The 14876-nt window shown below is 70.3% G+C and carries 12 protein-coding genes; 6 read left to right on the top strand and 6 right to left on the bottom strand.

The features are described from left to right. Nucleotides 1-1091, bottom strand: a 1091-nt coding sequence (locus ACFQ4O_RS04170; RefSeq protein WP_378774390.1) for a COX15/CtaA family protein, incomplete at its 3' end; no start/stop codon positions are given. A gap of 79 nt (nt 1092-1170) precedes the next feature. Here ACFQ4O_RS04170 and ACFQ4O_RS04175 point away from each other — a divergent pair. Continuing rightward, nucleotides 1171-1377, top strand: coding sequence for a DUF2842 domain-containing protein (locus ACFQ4O_RS04175; RefSeq protein ID WP_378774391.1), 207 nt, complete (start codon nt 1171-1173; stop codon nt 1375-1377). Nucleotides 1378-1387: 10 nt separating this feature from the next. Here the strand turns inward: ACFQ4O_RS04175 and ACFQ4O_RS04180 are convergent, their stop codons facing one another. Next, complete coding sequence (locus ACFQ4O_RS04180) at nt 1388-2440, bottom strand: polysaccharide deacetylase family protein (protein ID WP_378774392.1); 1053 nt, start codon at nt 2438-2440, stop codon at nt 1388-1390. Nucleotides 2441-2671: 231 nt separating this feature from the next. On the opposite strand from ACFQ4O_RS04180, the gene ACFQ4O_RS04185 reads away from it, so the two are divergent. The 4 genes from ACFQ4O_RS04185 to ACFQ4O_RS04200 are packed head-to-tail and all read left to right on the top strand — an operon-like array spanning nt 2672 to nt 6483. Further along, nucleotides 2672-3244, top strand: coding sequence for a TadE/TadG family type IV pilus assembly protein (locus tag ACFQ4O_RS04185; RefSeq protein ID WP_378774393.1), 573 nt, complete (start codon nt 2672-2674; stop codon nt 3242-3244). After that, on the top strand, nt 3244-3816 hold the full coding sequence (locus tag ACFQ4O_RS04190) for a TadE/TadG family type IV pilus assembly protein (RefSeq protein ID WP_378774394.1): 573 nt from the start codon (nt 3244-3246) through the stop codon (nt 3814-3816). Before ACFQ4O_RS04185 ends, ACFQ4O_RS04190 begins: the two co-directional genes overlap by 1 nt. A gap of 4 nt (nt 3817-3820) precedes the next feature. Beyond that, complete coding sequence (locus ACFQ4O_RS04195) at nt 3821-5212, top strand: pilus assembly protein TadG-related protein (RefSeq protein WP_378774395.1); 1392 nt, start codon at nt 3821-3823, stop codon at nt 5210-5212. Between the two features lie 32 nt (nt 5213-5244). Beyond that, nucleotides 5245-6483, top strand: a complete 1239-nt coding sequence (locus ACFQ4O_RS04200) for a GNAT family N-acetyltransferase (protein ID WP_378774396.1) — start codon at nt 5245-5247, stop codon at nt 6481-6483. Between the two features lie 111 nt (nt 6484-6594). On the opposite strand, the gene ACFQ4O_RS04205 is transcribed toward ACFQ4O_RS04200, so the two are convergent. Next, complete coding sequence (locus ACFQ4O_RS04205) at nt 6595-8742, bottom strand: GumC family protein (protein ID WP_378774397.1); 2148 nt, start codon at nt 8740-8742, stop codon at nt 6595-6597. A gap of 168 nt (nt 8743-8910) precedes the next feature. Between ACFQ4O_RS04205 and ACFQ4O_RS04210 the strand changes: the two genes are divergently transcribed. Beyond that, nucleotides 8911-9468: a polysaccharide biosynthesis/export family protein gene (locus ACFQ4O_RS04210; RefSeq protein ID WP_378774398.1), complete on the top strand. Its 558-nt coding sequence runs from the start codon at nt 8911-8913 to the stop codon at nt 9466-9468. 231 nt (nt 9469-9699) lie between these two features. Here ACFQ4O_RS04210 and mfd read toward each other — a convergent pair whose 3' ends face one another. The 3 genes from mfd to ACFQ4O_RS04225 are packed head-to-tail and all read right to left on the bottom strand — an operon-like array spanning nt 9700 to nt 14875. Then, entirely contained in the window at nt 9700-13215 is a 3516-nt protein-coding gene (mfd, locus tag ACFQ4O_RS04215) for a transcription-repair coupling factor (RefSeq protein WP_378774399.1), read from the bottom strand. A gap of 56 nt (nt 13216-13271) precedes the next feature. Then, nucleotides 13272-13973: an NUDIX hydrolase gene (locus tag ACFQ4O_RS04220; protein WP_378774400.1), complete on the bottom strand. Its 702-nt coding sequence runs from the start codon at nt 13971-13973 to the stop codon at nt 13272-13274. After that, complete coding sequence (locus ACFQ4O_RS04225; RefSeq protein WP_378774401.1) at nt 13970-14875, bottom strand: PhzF family phenazine biosynthesis protein; 906 nt, start codon at nt 14873-14875, stop codon at nt 13970-13972. Before ACFQ4O_RS04225 ends, ACFQ4O_RS04220 begins: the two co-directional genes overlap by 4 nt. Nucleotide 14876 lies beyond the last annotated feature (1 nt).

The following is a 14876-nucleotide window of genomic DNA, read 5'->3' on the forward strand; positions in this document are numbered from 1 at the left end:
TGCTTCGCCCGCTGCGCGATCAGGCCGGCGTTGGCGACCGCGAGGCCCAGCACCACCACGGCGCCGAACTGGTGCGCGAGGCCGGCCCAGAGCGGCACCACCAGCAGCAGCGCCGCGACGCCGAGCGCGGCCTGCACGAGCATGAGATGCAGCAGCGCGATCGCCCGGCGGCGCGCGCGCCGGCAGAGCTTCGACCGCGCCACCTTGACCGCATAGACGACGGTCGCGGCCAGCAGCACATAGGCGCCGATCCGGTGGTTGAGCTGCACCAGCGCGACGTTGTCGACGAAGTTCTCCCACCACGGCGTGACGGCGAACAGCGCATCAGTCGAGGGCGCGAAGCCGCCGTCCATCAGCGGCCAGGTGTTGAAGGTGAAGCCGGCGCGGGAGCCCGCCACCAGCCCGCCGAGCAGGATCTGCACGAAGGACAGCGCCGTGACCGCGTAGGCCCAGCCGCGAATGGCCCCCGGCAGCCGCACAGGATCGCGTCCGAACTGCCGGAGATGGACGAGGAACAGCACGATCGTGCTGAAGAAGATCAGCGCGAAGCCAAGATGGAGAGTCAGTTTCACCGGCGCGACCGCCGTCATGCCGGGCTGAAGCCCCGAGGCCACCATGATCCAGCCGATCGCGCCCTGCGCGGCCAGCAGCAGGCCCATGCCGAACAGCGTCAGCCCCTCGCGGAGCGACACCCGGCGGGTGGCGGCGGCGAGGATCAGGCCGCCCAGAAACACCAGCCCGATCAGGCGGCCGAGCTGCCGGTGGCCCCATTCCCACCAGTAGATGAACTGGAACTCGCCGAGCGACATGCCCTCGTTCAACAGCTTGTACTGGGGGCTCGCGCGGTACTTGTCGAACTCGCTGGCCCAGGCCGCCTCGCCAAGCGGCGGCAGCGCGCCGGTGATCGGCTTCCACTCGGTGATCGAGAGGCCCGACCCGGTCAGCCGGGTGGCGCCGCCGATCACCACCATCAGCGCGACGAGCGCCAGCGTCAGGACCAGCCAGGCGCGGACGAAGCGGCGCCGGGGCGCGGCGGCGGAAGCGGGATCGGACACGAAACGCGCGCCTCCCGGCGCAAGGCTTGATCGCATAAGGCCGGAGCGGTTTAAGTCCCGGGCGCGCCGCGGACAAGGCGGCGCATCGTCCTCCCACCCGACGGACCCCGCGCCCATGCCCCCTCGCCTCAAGAAACTGATCGGGCTCGTGGCGCTGGTGGTGGGCGTCTGCGTCTACGCCTTCATCGTGATGTTCGTGGGTCAGCTCACCATGGCGGACAAGCCGCCGGCGCTTCAGCTGGCCTTTTTCGGCTTCTTCGGGCTGATCTGGACCGTGCCGGCCGCGCTGCTGATCCGCTGGATGGAGCGGCTGGAGCGCTGAACGGCGCCTCTCAGGCCCGGCCGCGCTTCAGCATCCGCATCAGGAGGAAGGGCGTGCCCGCGAGCAGCGCGTCGAGCGCCGCCGGCGTCTGGAAATGCCCGTTCAGCGACACCCGCGGCAGCGCGGTCGGGGTCGCGGCGTGGACGCGGTGGATGTGGCCCGGCCGCGTGGTCACCGCGGTGGTGAAGCCGAGTTCGGCGGCGAGCGCGTAGTCGCGCGGGCCGGCGGCGGAGCGATCCCCGACCGGATAGGCGAAATGCGCGGCCTCGAGCCCGAGCTTGCGGCGGATGGCGTCGCGCCCGTCCGCCATCTCCGCTCGCGCGGTCTCGGCGGCATGCTTGGCGAGCATGGGGTGCGTGACGGTGTGGGCGCCGATGGCGACGAGCGGATGCCGCGCCACCTCCTTCAATTCGCTCCAGGTCATGCAGAGCTCGCGGGCGAAGCTGAGCGGATCGACCCCCGCCTCCGCGCCGAGACGGCGCACCTCGGCGCGCAGCGCCTCTTCGGACCCGGCGCGCAGGCGCCAGTAGACCGCGTCCCACGCCGCCTGCTTCTGCCGCGCGGTCGCGGTCGGCAGCACGGCCTCGCCGCGCCCGAGATCCATGTAGATCCGGCGCGAGCGGGCGATCGCCTCCTCCAGCTCCAGCCACCAGATGTCGGCGTCGTGGTCGGCGAAACGGCTGGTGACGAACAGGGTCGCCGGCGCGCCGTGCCGCTCCAGGATCGGCAGCGCATGGTCGCGCACGTCGCGGTAGCCGTCGTCGAAGGTGACGTGAAGGAACGGCCGGTAGGACACGCCGGTCAGCGTGCGCCGCCAGGCCTCGTCCAGCGACACGAAGTCGAAGCCAAGCTTGCGGGCGCGCCCCAGCGCCTGATCCAGAAAGGCGGGCTCGATCTCCAGCAGGCGGTTCGGCGCGAACGCCTTCCCGCTCCACGGGCGCACATGGTGCAGCGTCAGGATGACGCCGAGCCCCTGGGCGCGAGCGCGCAGGCCGCGGTTGACGCCGCCGGCGCGCAGCGCAGCGAACGCCGCGCGAAAAGCCTGCGTTCGCGCTGCCGCCATCGCCCCCGTCGCTCTCCCGATTCGACCCGATCGTGATCAGGCTATCCTTTAACCTTGAACGAAGCGTGCATAATCGCTCGAAGAGAACGCCCAACTATTAAGGTAAATAAATTCATTTCATTCAAAGCCGCTTATTGATCGAATTTTACGCGTTCGATTTCACCAGTTGTATAGCCCGTCGCCGTATAGAGATCGTCAGGCCATCCTTCGCCACAAGGTCGATCTGATCCTATGACGACTTTCCCGTTCCTTCGCCGACTGTCGCGTGTCCGCTCCGATGAGCGCGGCGCGACGGCGATCGAATTCGCAATCATCTCGCCGGTGCTGCTGCTCATCGTGGTGGGCACGGTGGAGACCGGCATCATGATGGCCGCGCAGCGGCAGCTCGAGGACGCCATCTTCATGGCCGCGCGCGTGAACAAGACCGGCTACGCCGACACCGGCAAGACCCAGGCCGCGACCGTGGAGGCCGCCATGAAGCGCGCTGCGAGCGGGCTGCTCGATCCGTCCAAGATCACCGTCACCAGCCGGTCCTATGCAAGCTACGACAACATCGGCGAGCCGTTCACCGACCTCAACAACAACGGCGTGCGCGACTCCAACGAGCCGTACACCGACGTGAACGGCAACGGCGCCTACGACGCGGACAAGGGCAAGTCGGGCTCCGGCGCGTCGGGCGAGATCGTGGTGTTCACGGCGACATACCCGTGGGCCATCCACACGCCCATGATGGGCAAACTGCTCGGGACCAACGGCGTCCGCACGCTGTCCGTGCAGACCATGGCCAAGAACGAGCCCTACTGATGCGGCGCGCCCGAACCCTCTGGCGACGCCTTTCCCGGCTCCGGCGGTCCGACAGCGGCGTCGCCGCGACGGAGTTGGCGCTGTGCGCGCCGTTCCTGCTGCTGCTGCTGCTCGGCGGCGTCGATCTGGCGCGCTACGCCAACGCCTATGACAAGGTGGGGAAGATCGCCTTCTCCGTCACGGACGTCACCGCGCAGTACAAGTCGCTGACGATCGACGGGCTGAAGCAGGTGTTCCTGATCAGCGGGCAGAACCTGCCCGGCTACGTGTCCGGCACGAACGGCGTCACGATCCTCAGTTCGCTCTACCTCGACGGCACGACGCCCAAGGTGCGCTGGCAGTGCGCGAGCACCAAGGGCTCCAAATGGAGCAGCAAGATCGGCGTCGAAGCCGGTACAGCAAACGTCAGCGCGACCCTCTTCGGCGACGCCAAAGACAACGTCGTGGTGGCCGAAGTCTACTACCAGTTCAAGCCGATCTTCGCCTATTCCATTTCCGGCACGCAGGACGTCTACGCCAAAGGGCTGTTCCGTCCGCGTCTCGGCGCGCTCAACACCAAACCCTGCACGTGAGATGATGCGCCACGTTCGCCTGTTTCCGCGCCTGACCGCCGACGACCGCGGCTCGGTCGCGCCGCTGATCGGCCTCATGTTCCTGGTTCTCGTCGGGTGCATCGGCATCGCGATCGACACCGGCCGCGCGACCATGGTGCGCGCCCGGCTGGTGAACTCGCTCGACGCCGCGGGCCTCGCGGTCGCTGCCCGGCTCGCGACCACCGACTACAACGCCGACGCCAAGAAGTTCGTCTCCGCCAACTTCGCGACCAACTTCGCCGGCGCCACGGTGAAGACCGTGACCGCCACGCCCAACGCGGACAAGAGCGTCATCTCGCTGACCGCGACCGCCTCCATGCCGACCTCGTTCATGAAGCTGTTCGGCACCGCCTCCGTCGACGTGCGGGCGACGACCGAGGTGGTGCGATCCTCCAAGGGTCTGGAAGTGGTCATGGTGCTGGACAACACCGGCTCCATGGACATGAGCAACAGCATGGGGCCGCTGAAGGACGCCGCGAAGCTGCTCGTGGGCCAGCTGTTCGGAGATCAGACCACCGCGAAGAACCTTTACGTGGGGCTGGTGCCGTTCTCACAGGCCGTGAACATCGGCGTCACCCGTGCGCTGTGGACCGACCTCAACACGGTCACCCGCTCCTATTATCCGGCGTACTGGACCGGCTGCGTCGAAGAGCGCTTAAACGGCTACGACGTCACGGACGACATCCCCTCCGCTCTGAAGACGGGCACCACGTTCAAGGCCTATTACAGCCCGGACAGCCGTTACAACGACTGGATCGTGACCAACTGGTTCTGGACGTCGCTCAACATCAACTACGCGCCGGTGCAGGGACAGACCGGCCCCGGCGCCTTCTGCCCCGCGGTTCTGACGCCCATGACCAACGTCAAGACCACGATCGTCAACGGCATCGACGCCATGAAGGCGGGCGGCTCGACCTTCATCAACGTGGGCGCGGTGTGGGGCTGGCGCATGCTGTCGCCGTCATGGCGCGGCGTCTGGGACGGCGACATGCTCACGAACAAGCTGCCGCTCGATTACGGTTCGAAGAACATGAACAAGGCCGTCATTCTGATGACGGACGGCGAGAACATGTTCAACGAGAACAACTACACGTCCTACAGCTTTCTCTCCGACAAGCGTCTCGGCACGGCGGACATGACGACGGCCAACAAGGCCCTGGACGCCAAACTGTCCACCGTCTGCTCGAGCATGAAAGCGAAGGAGATCATCGTCTACACGGTCGCGTTCAACAACCCGCCCGACGCGATCAAGACCCTGCTGCAAACCTGCGCCACGAGCACGGCGTTCTACTTCGATGCGGGAAACAACGAAGCTCTTAAGGCGGCCTTCACCGCCATTGGTGGAAGCCTGTCGAACCTGCGGGTGAGCCGGTGACCCTCGCCGCGCCGTCCGTCGTGGAGGCCTCCATGTCCAGCGTGTCCGCCGCCTCGCCCACCCGTCCCGCCGCTCCCCGGAGCGCGGCCGCGGACGGCGCCCGCGTCTTCGAGCGGATCGAGCTCCGGACCTCGGTCGCCGAGGCGGACGCGGTCTGGCGCGAGCTTCTCGGCGAGGGCGTCGCGACGCCCTACCAGACGCCGGCGTTCCTGAGCGCCTGGGCGGACAATGTGGGCCGGCGCGAGGGCGTCGAGATCGCGATCGCCATCGCCCGTGACGCGGAGGGACGGGCGGTGGCGCTGCTGCCGCTCGGGGTCTCCCGCCGGTTCGGCCTGCGCGTCGCGTCCTATCTCGGCGGCACCCATGTGAACTACAATCTGCCGGTGTTCGCGCGCGACGCCGTCGCGGCGTTCACGCCACCGGAGGTGGAGCGCCTGCTGCGCGAGATCGCGGCGGCGGCGCGGGTCGATCTGTTCGCGCTGTCGAACCAGCCCGAAAGCTGGCGCGGCGCGCCGAACCCGCTCGCCGGCCTGCCACGCCAGCCCTCCCCCGACTTCGCCTACAGCGGCCGGCTGGAGGCCTCGGTGGAGGCGCATCTGAAGCGCTACGTCTCCGCCAAGACGCGCTCCGCCCAGCGCCGCAAGCTGCGCCGGTTCGAGGAGCGGGGCGTCGTGCGCATCTACCGCGCCGAGACCGACGCGGACCGGACCCATGTGCTCGACGCCTATTTCGCCCAGAAGGCGCAGCGGCTCGCGGCCCGCGGCATCGACAACGTGTTCGCGGAGCCGGGCGTGGAGGACTTCATCCGCGCCGCCGCCGGGCTCGCCGCCGCGCCGCCCGCGATCGACCTCTACGGCTTCGATCTCGACGGCGAGGTGATCGCCACCTTCGGCGTGATCGCCGACCGCGACCGCATGTGCGGCATGTTCAACTCCATCACCAGCGGCGATCTCGCCCGCTACAGCCCGGGCGAGCTGCTGCTCACCTTCATGGTGGAGGACGCCATCGGCCGGGGCATGACCGAGTTCGACCTCGGGGTCGGCGCGGCCGCCTACAAGGCGCTGTTCTGCGCGGACGTGGATCCGCTGTTCGACACCATCCTCGGCGTCTCGCCGCTCGGCCGGGCGGGCGCGGGCGTGTTCGCCGCCAAGCGCGCCGCCAAGGCCTGGGTCAAGTCGAACTCGGCCGTCTACGCCTTCGCGACCCGCATCCGCAAACTGCGCGCCCGCGACGTCGAGCGCCACGCCCCGGCGCCCGCGGCCGAGGACTGACGCCGCCTCCCGGCGGGCCGGACCCGCCGCGTGATGAGGCGAACATGAAAAAGGCCGGGCGTCGCGCCCGGCCTTTTGTCGTTTCGGTTTGATGTTTTGGCGTCCCAGCCGTCAGGCGGCGAGGCGCGAGCCGTCGGGCGATCCGCCGGTGTCGCGGATCAGCAGCACCACCACGTCCTCGATCCCGGTCGCCTTCAGGCGCTCGTGCGCCTCGACGGTCGCCACGTCGCCGGCGCCCCGGTCGGACACGAGAATGGCGGCGGACGCGTGCTCGGCGAAGGGGTCTGCGGCCGCAAACGGCGCGCTGAGCAGCACGAAGTCATAGGTCAGCGCCAGCGCGTCCAGCACCACGCCGAGGCGGGCGCGGGAGGGCGCGTCCAGCGCGTCGAAGGCGACGCCGCCTTCGGGCACCACATGCACCCGCGAGCCGCGGTCGCGGTGGATGGCCTGGGCGAAGGTGGCCGAGCCCTGCAGCAGTTCGGCGAGCCCGGGACGCTTTTCGTCGCCGTCGAGCTGCGGCGCGCCGCCGCCGGCGTCGGCGGCGACCACGCGGCGGCCGGAGTCGGACATGATGCGGGCGAGCTCCGCCAGCACGTCGCCGAGCGACACGCCCGAGGTGGCGCCGGTGGCGAGGATGCGCAGCGCGCCCTCGGTGGTGGGCATGGAGGCGAGCTGCCGGGCGAGCGCAGCGACCAGCGTCGAATCCGCCACGTCGAAGGAGTCGATACCGGGTTTGAGCAGCGCCGGCGCGCGAGCGGCGTCAAGCGCGGGCTTGGACGGACGGCCGGTCAGCCGGCCGAACACCGGCGTCTCGCCGATCGCGGGCGGAGGCGCGGCCTCGTCCTCCTCCGGACGGCGCAGGGCGCCGCCGCCGCCGAACACCTCGGCCGTCGCCGCCGCCACCAGCGCGAGCACGAAGGCGGCGATGGAGGCGATGGCGACCGTCGGCGCTTTTTTCGGGAAATAGGGCTCGGTCGGCGCAGCCGCGCGGGAGATGATGCGGGCGTCGGCGACCAGCGCGTCCGGGTTGTCGCGCGCCGAGGCCTCGCGGTAGCGCGCCAGCATCTGCTCCAGCAGGTCGCGCTGGGAACGCGCCTCGCGCTCCAGCGCCCGAAGCTGCACGTCCTGCCCGTTGGCGGTGGCGGCGGTCGCCTTCTGGGCGTCCAGCCCCTTCTGCAGCGCGGCCACGCGGGCGCCGGCCGTCTTGGCCTCGTTCTCATAGGCGCGGGCGATCTTCTCGGCCTCGACCCGGACCTGGGCGTCGAGCCCCTGAAGCTGGGCGCTCAGCTCACGCATGCGCGGATGCTGGCCGAGCAGCGTGCGCCCCTCGCTCGCGATCTGGGCCGCAAGCTGCGAGCGCTGCTGCACCAGCGAGCGCACCACGTCGGAATTGGCGATGTCGAGCGCGTCCGCCGGCCGGCCCGCGCGCAGCGCGTCGCGCATGGCGTCGGCCTTGGCGCGGGCTTCCGTCTGCTGGGTGCGCGCGGTCATCAATTGGGAGCTGCTCTCGCCGAGCTGCTGCGCCACCACGGTGGAGTTGTTCGGCCCGGCGAGCAGGCCGGCCTTGGCGCGGAACGACTCCACCTTCTCCTCGGCGTCCGAGACCCGCTGCCGCATGGCCTCGATTTCCTGCGAGAAATAGTTCGTGGCCTGGCGGTTCAGATCGCGCTTGGCCTCGCGCTGGATGTCGAAATAGGCGTCCACGAAGCCGTTCGCCACGCGGGCGGCGGTGTCGGGATCGGTGGAGGAGAACTCCACGCCGACCACGCGCGCGCCCGACACCGGATAGACCAGCAGGTTCTTCGCGACCTTGTCGACCACCTGCTCCTTCATGGGCAGCTGGTCCTGGGCGCGCGACAGGCCGAGCAGGCCGAGAATGCGGCTGGTGAGAGACGGCGCCTGCCGGACCTCGAACTCGGGATCGTCCTCGAGCTTCAGCGCGTCGGAGACCTTGCGCACCAGATCCCGCGACTGGATGAACTGGACCTGGGTCATCACCGCCTGCTCGTCCGGCAGCTGACCATCCCGCTCCGCGCCCGCGGCGGGGCTGATCGGGGCCTTGTTCTCGATCAGCACGAGCGAGGTGCCGCGATAATAGGGCGCGGACAGCTGCACGAAGGCGATCGCCCCGAGCGCCGCCAGCAGCGTGGGCCCGATGATCCACGCCTTGCGCCGCCAGATTCCGGCGCCGAGCGCGCGCAGATCGATCTCCCCGTTCTGGGAGAGATCGGTCCCGCGATGAATGCCGCGTTCGGCCATGACCCCCGTCCTAACTTCAGGCGCGCAACAGATTCCGGCTTGAGAACAACACGGGCGTGGTTGCCGTAGGGTTAACCCCGAAGGACGGGGCCCGTGGCGACGAAAACCCTCTGTTAACCATGACCCTGTACCAAGTTACGGAACCCCGAGACGATTGCGGAATCTCGAATGTCGCGCTTCACCTGGACCGCCATCGCATTGGCCGCCGCGCTCGCCGGATGCGCCGCGCCCCGCGCGGTGCCGCCGCCGCTGGCCGCCGCCTTCGACGAGCCATACGTTCTCGCCACCGGCGACCGGCTGCGCATCAGCGTGTTCGGCCAGCCGAACCTCTCGAACAGCTACACCGTCGAGCCGGACGGCCGCATCGCCATGCCGCTGGTCGGCCGCTACGAGGTGGTCAACAAGACGCCGGACCAGGTGCGCACCGGGCTCGAAGCCAAGCTCAAGGGCGGGTTCCTGCGCGATCCCAACGTCTCGGTCGAGATCGAGGGCTACCGTCCGTTCTACATTCTGGGCGAGGTCAACAGCGCGGGGCAATTCCCCTACGTGGTCGGCATGACGGCGCAGAACGCGGTCGCGATCGCGAGCGGCTTCTCGCCCCGCGCCCAAAAGGACCGGGTGGAGCTGACCCGCCGCCACGGCGACCGGATCTACAAGTCCGAGGTGCCGCTGACCTACCCGGTGCGCCCCGGCGACACCATCACCGTGCAGGAACGGTGGTTCTGACGCGGCTCGGGCGATAGCTCCGCGAAAAAACGCATTCTTCGTCATGCCCGAGCTTGTCTCGGGCATCCACGACTTTGGACGTCGACGTCCGCGCCCAACGGGAAAGTCGTGGATACCCGCGCGAAGGCGCGGGCATGACGCTCGTGTGGACCGGGGCGTCTCAAACATGCCCAGCCGGGTTCTGACACCTGCGCCGCGCGGCGGCTCAGCGCCGCTGCGCCCGGGCCCGCCTCACGCCGCCTTCTTCGCGGCCGCCTCGGCGATCTTCACCAGATCGCGCAGCAGCCGCGCGGCGCCCTTGAGGCGCTTCTCCACCGTCGGCCATTCGCGCCGGAACACCACCTTCATGTCCGGACGCACCTTGGCGTTCGGGCCTTCCTCGCGGGCGATGTGGGCCACGAGGCCCGCCGGGTTGGCGAAGGCGTTGTCCCGGAACGACAGCACCACGCCCTTCGGCCCGGCGTCGATCTTGTCCACGTTGGCGCGGCGGCACAGCGCCTTGATGCCGGCGATGTCCAGCAGCTGCTTGACCTCGGTCGGGGCCGGGCCGAACCGGTCCACCAGCTCGGCGCCGAACGCCTCCAGCCCCTCGTCGGTGTCCACCTCCGCGAGGCGGCGGTAGAGCGAGAGGCGCAGCGACAGGTCGCCCACATACTCCTCCGGGATCATCACCGGCGCGCCGAGCGTGATCTGCGGCGACCACTGGTCCGCCACCACCTCGGCGCCGCCCTCCTTCAGGCTCTCGACCGCGTCCTCCAGCATCTGCTGGTAGAGCTCGTAGCCGACCTCCTTGATGTGGCCGGACTGCTCTTCGCCGAGCAGGTTGCCGGCGCCGCGGATGTCGAGGTCGTGGCTCGCGAGCTGGAAGCCGGCGCCCAGTCCCTCCAGCGACTGCAGCACCTTCAGGCGCCGCTCGGCGTTCACGGTCGGGGCCTTGTTGGCCGGCACGGTGAACAGCGCGTAGGCCCGCGTCTTGGAGCGGCCGACGCGGCCACGCAGCTGGTAGAGCGCCGCGAGGCCGAACATGTCGGCGCGGTAGACCACCAGCGTGTTGGCGTTCGGAATGTCGAGGCCGGACTCCACGATCGCGGTGGAGAGCAGCACGTCGTAGCGGCCCTCGTAGAAATCGGTCATGGCCTGTTCGAGATCGCCCGCCGCCATCTGGCCGTGGGCGGCGACGATCTTCACCTCCGGGACCTGGCTTTCGAGGAAGCGCCGGGCGTCGGCCATGTCCTCGATCCGCGGACAGACGAAGAAGGACTGGCCGCCGCGGTAGCGCTCGCGCAGCAGCGCCTCGCGCACGATCAGCGGATCGAACGGCGCCACGAAGCTGCGCACCGCGAGACGGTCCACCGGCGGGGTCGCGATCATCGACAGCTCCCGCACCCCCGTGAGGGCGAGCTGGAGCGTGCGCGGGATCGGGGTCGCGGAGAGCGTCAGCACATGCACCTCGGCGCGCAGCTGCTTCATCTTCTCCTTGTGGCCGACGCCGAAATGCTGCTCCTCGTCCACGATCACGAGGCCGAGATCCTTGAAGCCCACGGTCTTGCCCAGGAGCGCGTGGGTGCCGACCACGATGTCGACGCCGCCCGAGGCGAGGCCCTTCTTGGTCTCGTTCAGCTCCTTCTGGGACACGAAGCGCGAGGCCTGCGCCACGTTCAGCGGCAGGCCGCGGAAGCGCTCGGCGAAGGTCTTGAAATGCTGGCGGGCGAGCAGCGTGGTCGGCACGATCACCGCCACCTGCTTGCCGGACATGGCGACCACGAAGGCGGCGCGCAGCGCGACCTCGGTCTTGCCGAAGCCCACGTCGCCGCAGATCAGCCGGTCCATGGGACGGCCGGCGGCGAGATCGTCCAGCACCGCGTCGATCGCGGCCTGCTGGTCCTCGGTCTCGTCGTAGGGGAAGCGGGCGCAGAACTCGTCGTAAAGCCCTTCCGGGGGCGTAGCGCGCGGGGCCTCCTTGGTGAGGCGCGCGGCGGCGATCTTGATGAGCTCGCCCGCCATCTCGCGGATGCGGTTCTTCATCCGCGCCTTGCGCGCCTGCCAGCCGGAGCCGCCGAGCTTGTCGAGCTGGGCTTCCGTGTCCTCCGAGCCGTAGCGGGTCAGAAGCTCGATGTTCTCCACCGGCAGGAACAGCTTGTCGCCGCCGGCGTAATGCAGCTCCACGCAGTCGTGGGGGGCGCCCGCGGCCTCGATGGTCTTCAGCCCCACGAAGCGGCCGATGCCGTGGTCCACATGCACCACGAGATCGCCGGCCGAGAGGCCCGCCGCCTCGGTCAGATAGTCCTGCGGCCGGCGACGCTTGGCCTTGGCGCGCACCAGCCGGTCGCCGAGGACGTCCTGCTCGGCCACCACCGCCACGTCTTCGGTCTCGAAGCCCTGCTCGATGCCGAGCACGCCGAGCCCCACCACGTCGCGCGGCAGCGCCATGGCCTCGCGCCAGCTCGCCACCGGCTTCGCGGCCTTGAGGCCGTGATCGCCGAGCACCGTGCCGAGCCGGTCCCGCGCGCCCTCGCTCCAGGCCGCCACCACCACGCGCTTGCGGTCGTTCTTCAGCGCCTTGATGTGGTCGGCCACCGCCTCGAACACGTTGGCGCCCTCGTCCGCCCTCTCGGCGGCGAAGCTGCGGCCGAGCCGCGCCCCGGCGTCGAACACGCGCCCGCCCTGCCCCGGCGGCAGCGCGAAGGGCGTGAGGCGGATCGGCGCCGCCTGCTCCAGCCGCTCGCGCCATTCCTCGGGCGCGAGATAGAGCGCGTCCGGCGGCAGCGGCTTGTAGGCGCCGCCGCTGCGGTCCTGCTTCGCCTGGGTGACGCGGGCGTCGTGGTAATCGGCGATCAGCGCGAGACGCTCGCCCGCCGCGTCGTCCACCAGCGGATCGAGCACGAAACGGGCGTCATCGAGATGATCGAACAGGGTGGCGAGATCGCCCTGGAACAGCGGCAGCCAGTGCTCCATGCCCGCATAGCGCCGGCCTTCGCTGACCGCGGCGTAGAGCTGGTCCTCCCGGTTCGGCGCGCCGAAGGTCGCGGCGTAGGACTGCCGGAACCGGCGGATGGTGTCCGAGGTGAGCTGCACCTCCGACATAGGCACCAGATCGAGCGCCCGAAGCTGGCCGGTGGAACGCTGGGTCTCCGGATCGAACGGCCGGATCGTCTCCAGCTGGTCGCCGAAGAAGTCGAGCCGGATCGGCTCGGCGTGGCCGGCCGGAAACAGGTCCACGATGCCGCCGCGGATGGCGTATTCGCCGTAATCCCGCACGGTGGAGGAGCGCAGGAAGCCGTTCACCTCCAGCCATTCGGCGAGCTTCTTCAGGTCCACCACGTTGCCGGGCGCGGCCGAGAAGCTCTGCCGGGCGACGGCCGCCGGCGTCGCCACGCGCTGAAGCGCCGCGTTGACCGTGGTCAGCACCACCCGCGGCCGGTCGCCGGCGCGGGTGCGGGCCAGGCGCGCGAGCGTGGTGGTGCGGTTCGCCACCACCGCGGCGTTGGGCGACACACGGTCGTACGGCTGGCAGTCCCAGCCCGGAAAGGTCAGCAGCTCGAGGTCCGGCGCCATGAAGGCGAAGGCCCGCTCCATGGCCGCCAGCCGCTGCGCGTCGCGGGCGATGAAGGCGACGCCCGCGGAATCATGCCGCTTGGAGACGGCGGCGCGGGCGAGATCGGCGACGAGCAGCGCGTCGAAGCCGTCCGGGGCGCGGGCGACGGTGGCGGGTACGGGCGCGAGAAGGGCTTCGGGCTTGAGCGTCATGGGGCCGGTTGAAACGCTCTCCCGCGCCGCGCGTCAAGCGCCGTGGCGGCCACGCCCTATGGGCCGAGAAGCCGCTCCAGCGCGGCGGGCACGTAGGACAGCGTCGGCCCCGTCAGATCGGCGGCGCTGCGCGCCAGCACGACGGCGTCGAATTCCGGCTCGGCCTGCGCGCGAAGCGTCGCCTCCACCCGCTCCCTCAGCTCGACCGCCGTGAGCGCGCAGTCGAACCGGCGCACGCAGGCGACGAGATGGCCCGCGAACACCACGAAGCGCTCGTCGGTCGGCGTCACGAGCGGCGGCTCGAGCCCGGTCTCCTCCCAAAGCTCGCGCAGGATCGAGCCCTCGATGTCCACCGCCTCGCCGCGCAGGTCGTCCCGGTCCGGGGTGCCGGCGGGGAAATAGATCTTTCCGGCGTTGGCCGTGTGCGGAGCCATGCGGCCGAGCAGCGCCGCGCCGTCCGAGGACACCACGGCGGCGGCCCCGAACACGTTGCGTACGCCCCGCTCCGGAAAGCCCTGCGCGCGCCACCACAGGAAGGTGGAGAAGCCCGTTTCCGCGTAATCCGCGGTGAGCCGGCCGTCCTCGATCGCCACGCGCTCCGCGAGCAGCACCCGGCCGTCGAAGATCTTCGGCTTGCGGGCCTTCTCAACCGCGAAGTTGGCGGCGATCGCGGGCGCCTCCGTCACGTCGACGGCGAGCGGGCCGGGCGTGACGCGCCCCCCGAAGCCCGCGACGGCGACGACGCGCGCCTCGCTCATTTCACGAACAGCGAGCCTTCGGCCGCCACCACGGCGAAGCCGCCGATGGTCGCGGAGGCCAGCGCGCCGCCGCGCACCTTGATTCCAAGCTCGATCGCGCTCGGGCGGCCGATCTCGTCGCCCTGGCCGACGCGGAACGCATGGGCGCCGTCCGCCGGAGGCTCGAACGCCATCAGCACGCCCGCGAAGGCCGCGACCGCGGAGCCCGTGGCCGGGTCTTCGCCGAGCCCCGGCCGCAGCATGCGGGCGCGGAAGGCGAGGTCCCCGCCGGGTTCGCCGCGGATGTAGAGATAGGCCGAGGGCCGGCCCGCGCCGCCGAAGGCCGCGTCCCACGCCTCGTGGCGGATGGCGGCCCGCGCCAGCGCGTCGCGGCTGTTCAGCGGCACGAAGGTGAAGGGGTTGCCCGCCTCGAACCGCGACGGCGCATGGCGGTCGAAGCCGATGTCGTCCTCGCCGAGCCCGAGGGCGGCTGCGATCGCGGCGGGCGATCCCGCCTCGCCCGCCGGCTGCGGCAGGCGCGCCAGACCGAAGGAGGCGAAGGCCCGCCGCCGGTCCAGAACCTCCACGTCGCAGGCGAGCGCGCCGACCGGCTCCTCGAGCTCGAAACCGTGCAGGCGGCCCTTGCCGGCGCTCGCGTCCATCAGGCCGAGCAGCGCGGCGGTCCCGACCGTGGGATGGCCCGCGAAGGGCAGCTCCTGCTCGGGCGTGAAGATGCGCAGCCGCGCCTTGCGGGACTCGTCCTCCGCCGGCAGCAGGAACACCGTCTCCGACAGGTGGAACTCGCGGGCGATGGCCTGCATGCCCTCCGCGTCGAGCCCCTGCGCGTCCAGCACCACGGCGAGCGGATTGCCGGCGAGCGGCCGGTCGGCGAACACGTCGAGGATCACATAAAGGCGCGACATG

The sequence above is a fragment of the Methylopila musalis genome (genome assembly GCF_042679725.1).
Lineage (GTDB): Bacteria > Pseudomonadota > Alphaproteobacteria > Rhizobiales > Methylopilaceae > Methylopila > Methylopila musalis.

Coding starts and splice junctions, on each gene's coding strand:
- ACFQ4O_RS04175 (WP_378774391.1), top strand. CDS start 1,171: ATGCCCCCTCGCCTCAAGAAACTGATCGGGCTCGTGGCGCTGGTGGTG.
- ACFQ4O_RS04180 (WP_378774392.1), bottom strand. CDS start 2,440: ATGGCGGCAGCGCGAACGCAGGCTTTTCGCGCGGCGTTCGCTGCGCTG.
- ACFQ4O_RS04185 (WP_378774393.1), top strand. CDS start 2,672: ATGACGACTTTCCCGTTCCTTCGCCGACTGTCGCGTGTCCGCTCCGAT.
- ACFQ4O_RS04190 (WP_378774394.1), top strand. CDS start 3,244: ATGCGGCGCGCCCGAACCCTCTGGCGACGCCTTTCCCGGCTCCGGCGG.
- ACFQ4O_RS04195 (WP_378774395.1), top strand. CDS start 3,821: ATGCGCCACGTTCGCCTGTTTCCGCGCCTGACCGCCGACGACCGCGGC.
- ACFQ4O_RS04200 (WP_378774396.1), top strand. CDS start 5,245: ATGTCCAGCGTGTCCGCCGCCTCGCCCACCCGTCCCGCCGCTCCCCGG.
- ACFQ4O_RS04205 (WP_378774397.1), bottom strand. CDS start 8,742: ATGGCCGAACGCGGCATTCATCGCGGGACCGATCTCTCCCAGAACGGG.
- ACFQ4O_RS04210 (WP_378774398.1), top strand. CDS start 8,911: ATGTCGCGCTTCACCTGGACCGCCATCGCATTGGCCGCCGCGCTCGCC.
- mfd (WP_378774399.1), bottom strand. CDS start 13,215: ATGACGCTCAAGCCCGAAGCCCTTCTCGCGCCCGTACCCGCCACCGTC.
- ACFQ4O_RS04220 (WP_378774400.1), bottom strand. CDS start 13,973: ATGAGCGAGGCGCGCGTCGTCGCCGTCGCGGGCTTCGGGGGGCGCGTC.
- ACFQ4O_RS04225 (WP_378774401.1), bottom strand. CDS start 14,875: ATGTCGCGCCTTTATGTGATCCTCGACGTGTTCGCCGACCGGCCGCTC.